Origin of the sequence: Streptomyces sp. NPDC051987, assembly GCF_040680735.1 — a bacterium.
GTDB lineage: Bacteria > Actinomycetota > Actinomycetes > Streptomycetales > Streptomycetaceae > Streptomyces.
Genome location: NZ_JBFAXI010000099.1, coordinates 23,092 through 30,285, shown reverse-complemented (window position 1 = coordinate 30,285; position 7,194 = coordinate 23,092). Strand labels below are relative to the sequence as shown.

Sequence of the window (7,194 nt, the reverse complement as noted above, 5' to 3'; positions counted from 1 at the left end):
ATCTGCCCCGCCCGGTCACTGCCCGCGCGGGGCGACGGCTTTGCCCCCGAACCCCACCCTCCCCGGCACCGGTGCTCCGTGCATTTCTCTCCCGAGCACCGGTGCTCCTTGCCCTTCTCTCCCATGCACCGACGCTCCGCCCCTTTCCCCAACCCCGCCGCAACGGCGATCAGCCACGACGGTGCTCCCCGGCGGTGCCGACCCGCCCCGCACCCCCGCCGCCGCGCAGGTGCCGGACCCCTCTCGATCCCACCGCGCCCTTTCCCTGCTCCCGCCGCAACGGCGATCAGCCACGACGGTGCTCCCCGGCGGTGCCGACCCGCCCCGCACCCCCGCCGCCGCGCAGGCGCCGGACCCCTCTCGATCCCACCGCGCCCTTTCCCTGCTCCCGCCGCAACGGCGATCAGCCACGACGGTGGTTTCCGGCGGTGCCGAGCGGTCCCGGTCCGCCCGTCGGCAGGCCGGCCTCCGTCACGCCGGCAGCGCCGGGAGCACGGTGTCCGTGAACAGGCGTAGGCTCCGCCAGCCCTCCTCCAGCGGCATGCCGCCCGCCAGTGGATGGAGGACCAGGTTGTCCAGGCCGGCCGTCACGCACTCCTGCGGGGTGAGGATGCGGTAGACGCCCTCCTCGCGGAGTTCCCCGACCGTGGTCGCGGTGGACCGCACCGCCGAGTGGATGTCGCCGGACTGCCAGGACGCGTAGGTGCGGGCCTCGTGCAGGAAGTGCTCGCCGTACCGGGCCCACGCGTCGTCGGGATCCTCGGCGATGTGCAGCAGCGGCGTCTCGGCCGTGGGCATCATCGTCCAGCCCTCCGTGCCGTACTCGGTGAGCTTCTCCTTGTAGTAGGCCTCCAGCTCCGGCAGATGCGCGCTCGGGAAGAACGGCAGGCCGAGGCGCGCGGCGCGGCGGGCCGCGGCCCGGGAGGAGCCGCCGACCAGGAGGAGCGGGTGCGGGTCGGTGAAGGGGCGCGGGGTGACCCGTACCGTACGGCCCCGGTACTCGAACTCCTCCCCGGTCCACGCCTTCAGCAGCGTCTCCAGCAGCTCGTCCTGGAGCCGCCCCCGCCGCTTCCAGTCCACGTCGAACAGGGCGTACTCCTCGGGCCGGTATCCGATCCCGGCCACCGTCACCAGGCGGCCCCCGCTGAGCAGGTCGAGGACGGCGATCTCCTCGGCGAGCCGCAGCGGGTCGTGCAGCGGCCCGATCACCGCCGACACGGTCACCGCGATGCTCCGGGTCGCCCCGAACACCGCGCCCGCGAAGGCGAACGGCGAGGGCAGCCAGTTGTTGTCGACCCCGTGGTGTTCCTCGGTCTGCACGGTGGTGACCCCGTGCTCGTCGGCGTACGCGGCCATGTCGAGGGCCGCTCGGTACCGCGCCCCCAGCGTCGCCGGGGAGGCGCCGGGTTCGACGAGGTTGAAACGGACGACCGAGACGGGCATGGGAGACCCCCTTCACCGGGCGGCTGGTGCGGGGGACGGTAGCTGACGAAGCGTCAGACAGCCATAGGCGAGCGCTCCCCGGCAGCGGGCCCCGGCACCACCGCCGGCTTGGGCAGCACCGCGTACAGCAGCCCCGAGACGACGACCGTCGCGAGCCAGCCGAGTCCGTAACGGCCGACGGGGTTGTTGGTGGCGAGCGGTCCGGTGAACCAGGCGCACGTGGTGAGGACCAGGCCGGCGGCGAGGCCCAGCGCCCAGGCCGCGACGGCGGCGGGGGAGAAGCCCGCCCGGTACCAGTAGGCGCTGGAGCGCGTGGTGTCGAGGAGGGCCGGGCCGTCGTACTCCCGGCGCCGGAGCATGTCGGCCCCGAAGACGCCCACCCACGCCGAGAACGCCACCCCGAGCAGCGACAGGAAGGCGATGAAGGAGGCCAGGAAGGAGGCCGCGACCAGCATCAGGACGCCGCCGAGGACCAGCGAGATCACCGCGTTGACCGAGACCGCCCAGTGCCGGTGGACGCGCAGGCCCAGCGTCTGCGCGACGAAGCCCGCCGAGTACGTCGACATCGCGTTGATCGTCACCATCCCGACCAGGGCGATGAGCAGATAGGGGACCGCGAGCCAGCGGGGGAGGGCCTCGCCGAGGAAGGAGACCGGGTCGGCCGCCCTGGCGAGGCCCGGGGTGGCGGCCGCCAGCACCGCGCCCATGAGGACCATCGGGAGGACGACGAGCCCGGCGCCGCCGACCGTGTTGCGGACGATCGCCGCCGAGGACGCCGTACCCGGCAGATACCGTGTGAAGTCCGGCGCGGCCGGTGCCCAGCTGATCCCGCCCGCCGCGATCAGACCGGCCCCGGTGACCATCGCGGCCGCGGAGCCGGCGGGTCGGCCGAACACCCCGGCCCAGTCCGTCACCGCGATCAGCCGGCCGAGGACCAGCACCGAGAAGGCGCCGAACAGCCAGGTCGCCCACCGGTTGCAGTGCCGCACCGCCCCGATGCCCATGCCCGCGACCGCGAACGTGGCGGTCACGAAGAGGACGAGCGAGACGATGATCAGCGCCGGGTCGCTCCTGATCCCGAAGAGGACGTCCAGGACGGTCAGCAGCGCGTAGGCGCCGGTCACGGCGTTGATCGTCTCCCAGCCCCAGCGCGCCACCCAGATCACGGCGCCCGGAAGCAGGTTGCCGCGCTGGCCGAAGACCGCGCGGGAGAGGGCCATGCCCGGCGCGCCGCCGCGTCTGCCCGCCATGCCGATGAACCCGACCAGGCCGTACGACACGGCCGGCGCCGCGCAGCCGACCACCAGGGACTGCCACAAGTTCAGCCCGAACGACACCGTCAGACTCGCGCCCATGGTCACCAGCAGGACGGTGATGTTGGCGGCGATCCAGGTGGGGAGCAGGCCGCGGGGTGTGCCCGTGCGCTCGGAGTGAGGGACCGGTTCGATGCCCCGGGTTTCGAGGCCGTGCTGCTCCAGCGACTCTTCGAGATGTTCCAGCGCGCCATCGTGGTGGGCGGTGGTGCTCATGGTCAGTCATCGTACGTGAGCCCGACCAACCTCATCAAAAGATGACAAAAGGAATGACCGGCTTCGACGGATCATCCGGAAACTCCCGCGCGAGGGAGCAAAGTCGGCCGCGGGGGAGAGATGGATACTGGTCCCGTTATGGAAACCGTCATCCTTGCTGTAGTCATCGCCGTGGTCGTGCTCGGCGCGCTCGGCGGGCTCGTCATCGGCAGCCGGCGCAAGAAGCCGCTGCCCCCGCCGCCCCCCGCCGCGCCCGACATCACCGCGCCCCCGGCCGAGCCGCACGTCGGCGACGAGGCCGAGACGCCGCGCGACGAACCGCGCCGGACGATAGAGGAGGTCGACCTTCCCGACGGCTCGGCTCCCGTCGCCGTCGAAGAGCCCCCCGCGGTCGAAGCGCCCGAGATCGAGATCCCGGAGCCCACCGCCGGCCGGCTGGTCCGGCTTCGCGCCCGGCTCTCCCGTTCCCAGACCGCCCTCGGCAAGGGGCTGCTCACGCTGCTGTCGCGCGAGCACCTCGACGACGAGACCTGGGAGGAGATCGAGGACACCCTGCTCACCGCTGACGTCGGTGTGCAGCCCACCACCGAATTGGTCGAACGGCTGCGCGAGCGGGTCAAGGTGCTCGGCACCCGCACCCCCGTCGAGCTGCGCGGCCTGCTCCGTGAGGAGCTGCTCAAGCTGGTCGGCACCGACGTCGACCGGGTGGTGAAGACCGAGCCGGCCGACCGCAAGCCGGGCATCGTGATGGTCGTCGGGGTCAACGGCACCGGCAAGACCACCACCACCGGCAAGCTCGCGCGCGTCCTGGTGGCCGACGGCCGTACGGTCGTGCTCGGCGCCGCCGACACCTTCCGGGCCGCCGCCGCCGACCAGCTCCAGACCTGGGGCGAGCGGGTGGGCGCCCACACCGTGCGCGGCCCGGAGGCCGGCGATCCCGCCTCCGTCGCCTTCGACGCGGTGAAGGAGGGCAAGGAGATGGGCGTCGACGTGGTGCTCATCGACACCGCCGGGCGACTGCACACCAAGACCGGCCTGATGGACGAGCTCGGCAAGGTGAAGCGGGTCGTCGAGAAGCACGCCCCGCTGGACGAGGTGCTGCTCGTCCTCGACGCCACCACCGGCCAGAACGGCCTGGTCCAGGCCCGGGTCTTCGCCGAGGTCGTCGACATCACGGGCATCGTCCTCACCAAGCTGGACGGCACCGCCAAGGGCGGCATCGTGATCGCGGTCCAGCGTGAACTGGGTGTCCCCGTCAAGCTCATCGGCCTCGGTGAGGGCGCGGACGACCTGGCGCCGTTCGAGCCGGAGGCGTTCGTGGACGCCCTTATCGGTGACTGATCAGGAGGGTGTTCGCACTCCCTCCGCAAACCGCGGAGAAGCGCCCGATCCCCGGCACACGGTCAGGGACGGGCGCTTCGGCGTGTGGGCCGCCCCGGGCTGCCCCGGTCCGCCGCGGCTACACCCGGGACCGGTGCGCCACGTACGCCAGCGTCCCCAGCAGCAGCCGCGCCGCCGGTGGCCTCGTCGCCGAGTCCAGGGCCGGCGGGCGCAGCCAGCGGACCGGGCCCAGGCCGCCCCGGTCGGACGGCGGGGCGGTGATGTGGCTGCCCCTGCCGAGGCCGTGCAGGTCCAGGGAGGTCGGGTCGTCCCAGCCGAGGCGGTAGAGCAGTTCGGGGAGTTCCGCGGTGGCGCCGGGGGCCACGAAGAAGTGGGCGCGGCCGTCCGGGGTGGCGGTGACCGGGCCGAGCGGCAGGCCCATGCGCTCCAGGCGGACCAGGGCGCGGCGCCCGGCGGGCTCGGCGACCTCGATCACGTCGAACGCGCGGCCGACCGGCAGCATCACCGCGGCACCCGGGAATTCCCCCCAGGCCTTGGTGACCTCGTCGAGCGTGGCCCCCGCGGGCACCGGGGGCGCGAAGTCCAGCGGATGCGCCCCGGGCGCGGGGCAGTCGGCGTGCCCGCAGGAGCATGCTCCGGCCGCGGTGCGGGCGCCCGGGACCACGTCCCAGCCCCACAGTCCGGTGAACTCGGCGACGGCCGTGCAGTCCGAGGAGCGACCGCGTCGGCGTGTGCCGGAGCGGATCTCGCGAATGCCGCCGATCGTGAAGCCCATGCCCCCTCCAACGGGTCCGGCGCGCCGGTGGTTACGCCACGGAGCGAGACGGAAACGGAACGTGACGCTACGGCTCGCCTACCCCCCGTGCCCGCAAGGTCATGGCAGCGCCCTGAAGCCCCTCGGGTGGTGCGCCTGAGGGTGTGCGCCCCCCGAGTGCACCTCTCCGCCTACTCCTGGCCGTCCTATGTCAAGTGAATCGCGCCACGGGCGTCGCGACTTCATTCGAAGGGGTGGCGAATGGTGGCGTTTGCGGGTTCGCCATGGCTGGAGCAGTGATCGTAGGATTACTTTGAGTGCACGAGGCCTGAGGGCACATGCACTCGTGGGTATGCCGGAGGCAACTGGGCAGCCCGTTCGAAGGGTGAGAACTACCGGACGGGCAGCCGTATTTACCGGCATTCTGATAGGGCTTGGCGTATCCGGCTTCAAGTGGTCTCAGGGATGGGGGCGTTCCAGTGGGCGGCAACAGCGGTGGCGGGACGACCGCGACCAGCACGGACAAGCGCCCCAATGAGCTGCTCAACTCGTGGTTCGTGCGCAGCGGCTGGTCGAAGGGCGAGCTGGCTCGGCAAGTGAACCGCAGGGCACGCCAGTTGGGCGCCAACCACATCTCCACGGACACGTCCAGAGTGCGCCGCTGGCTGGACGGGGAGAACCCGCGCGAGCCGATCCCCCGGATCCTCTCCGAGCTGTTCTCCGAGCGGTTCGGCTGTGTCGTCTCGGTCGAGGACCTGGGGCTGCGGGCCGCCCGCCAGTCACCCTCCGCGACCGGCGTCGACCTGCCCTGGACGGGCCCGCAGACAGTCGCCCTGCTCAGCGAGTTCTCGCGCAGCGACCTGATGCTGGCGCGGCGCGGCTTCCTCGGAACGTCGCTGGTGCTGTCGGCGGGCCCGTCCCTCATCGAGCCCATGCAGCGCTGGCTGGTCCCCTCGCCCGGCGGCCCGCAGCCACCTCCCGAGTCCGGTGCCGAGTCCCGCCGCCCCGGGCGTCTGTCCCGGCCCGAGCTGGAGCTGCTGGAGTCCACCACGGTGATGTTCCGCCAGTGGGACGCCCAGTGCGGCGGCGGCCTGCGGCGCAAGGCGGTCGTCGGCCAGCTGCACGAGGTCACCGACCTCCTCCAGGAGCCCCAGCCCGAGACCACCGCCCGCAAGCTCTTCAAGGTCGCCGCCGAGCTGGCCGAACTGGCCGGCTGGATGTCGTACGACGTGGGCCTCCAGCCGACCGCCCAGAAGTACTTCGTGCTCGCCCTGCACGCGGCGAAGGAAGCCGGTGACAAGCCGCTGGGCTCGTACATCCTCTCCAGCATGAGCCGCCAGATGATCCACCTCGGCCGGCCCGACGACGCGCTGGAGCTGATCCACCTCGCCCAGTACGGCAGCCGGGACTGCGCCAGTCCCCGCACCCAGTCGATGCTGTATGCGATGGAGGCCCGCGCCTACGCCAACATGGGGCAGCCCGGCAAGTGCAAGCGGGCGGTCCGGATGGCCGAGGACACCTTCGCCGAGGCCGACGAATGGGACGACCCGGACCCCGACTGGATCCGGTTCTTCTCCGAGGCCGAGCTCTACGGCGAGAACAGCCACTCCTTCCGCGACCTCGCCTATGTCGCCGGCCGCAGCCCCACCTACGCCTCCCTGGCGGAGCCGCTGATGCAGAAGGCCGTGGAGCTGTTCGCCAAGGACACCGAGCACCAGCGGTCGTACGCACTCAACCTCATCGGCATGGCCACCGTGCACCTGCTGCGGGGCGAGCCCGAGCAGAGCACGGTACTGGCCACCCAGGCCATGGGTGTCGCGAAGAAGGTGCGCTCCGAGCGGGTCAACACTCGTATTCGAAAGACCGTCGACTCGGCTGTCCGCGATCACGGCGACCTCGCGGCCGTCGTCGACCTCACCGAACAGCTCGCCGTCGACCTCCCGGAGACCGCCGAGGCGGTCTGACAACCGGCAATCCCAAGACCCCGGCCGCGGCCGGCCCTCCCGACTGCCCGACTCGGCTCCCCCACGCCAGGTCATCGGAAGGCCGCCGCGGCCGGTTTCCTTCCTCGAAGTGAAGGTTGCGCCACGATAACGATCCAGTCGGCGTACATCAGCCAGTTCATCG

At 72.0% G+C, this 7,194-nt stretch carries 5 protein-coding genes; 2 read left to right on the top strand and 3 right to left on the bottom strand.

The annotated features are described in order from the left end of the window. Positions 1 to 471 precede the first annotated feature (471 nt). Together AB0M11_RS34600 and AB0M11_RS34595 are read right to left on the bottom strand one after the other, a co-directional pair. A complete protein-coding gene (locus AB0M11_RS34600) occupies positions 472 to 1,443 on the bottom strand; it encodes an LLM class flavin-dependent oxidoreductase (protein ID WP_365712105.1) in 972 nt (323 codons plus the stop codon). A gap of 53 nt (positions 1,444 to 1,496) precedes the next feature. After that, positions 1,497 to 2,972 carry a cytosine permease gene (locus AB0M11_RS34595; protein WP_365712104.1) on the bottom strand — a complete coding sequence of 492 codons (1,476 nt, stop codon included), beginning with the start codon at positions 2,970 to 2,972 and terminating at the stop codon, positions 1,497 to 1,499. 138 nt (positions 2,973 to 3,110) lie between these two features. Here AB0M11_RS34595 and ftsY point away from each other — a divergent pair, with 138 nt between their 5' ends. Continuing rightward, positions 3,111 to 4,313, top strand: coding sequence for a signal recognition particle-docking protein FtsY (ftsY, locus tag AB0M11_RS34590; protein WP_365712103.1), 1,203 nt, complete (start codon positions 3,111 to 3,113; stop codon positions 4,311 to 4,313). Positions 4,314 to 4,431: 118 nt separating this feature from the next. Here ftsY and AB0M11_RS34585 read toward each other — a convergent pair whose 3' ends face one another. Beyond that, the gene (locus AB0M11_RS34585; RefSeq protein ID WP_365712102.1) at positions 4,432 to 5,088 is read right to left on the bottom strand and encodes a bifunctional DNA primase/polymerase; all 657 of its coding nucleotides are present in this window, start codon (positions 5,086 to 5,088) and stop codon (positions 4,432 to 4,434) included. 458 nt (positions 5,089 to 5,546) lie between these two features. Here AB0M11_RS34585 and AB0M11_RS34580 point away from each other — a divergent pair, with 458 nt between their 5' ends. Next, entirely contained in the window at positions 5,547 to 7,031 is a 1,485-nt protein-coding gene (locus AB0M11_RS34580) for a hypothetical protein (RefSeq protein ID WP_365712101.1), read from the top strand. Positions 7,032 to 7,194 lie beyond the last annotated feature (163 nt).